General features: G+C 46.3%; 1 protein-coding gene. It reads left to right on the forward strand.

Translation table 11 applies throughout. The features are described 5' to 3' along the window. Positions 1-508 (forward strand): DUF58 domain-containing protein (locus tag R7Q09_RS28580; protein ID WP_318144262.1); only part of this gene is annotated, 508 nt, incomplete at both ends.

Raw genomic sequence — 508 nt, forward strand, 5'->3', positions numbered from 1 at the left:
ACAAAAAGGTCGTGGTATGGACTTTATGGAAGTGCGCCAGTATCAAGCTGGAGATGACATTCGCAGCATCGACTGGCGAGTCACAGCGCGCACCGGAAAAGCACACACTAAATTGTTTGCGGAAGACAAAGAACAAGCGGTGATTTTGTATCTCGACCTCAGCTCAAGCCTTCACTTTGGCTCAAAGTACGTATTGAAGTCCGTACAACTCGCTCATTTCGCCAGTGTTCTTATTTGGCTCACATTAGCCAAAAAAGATCGTATTGGCGCAGTGATTGATGATGGACACCAATGCTTAGAATTCCGCCCTTCCTCTTTGCAAAAACAGGGGCTACGGATTCTCAATGCGATCGTTGATACCCATAACGCGCAGTTGACTCAAGATCCAAATCATGAGCCTCGCACAATGCCATATTCGCAAGTGTTAGAAACACTCCACACACTCACGCCAAAAGGCAGTGAACTGATTCTACTCAGTGACTTTGCACATGTAGAAGAAAGAGAGCTA

The organism is Vibrio sp. 2130-1, assembly GCF_033339515.1.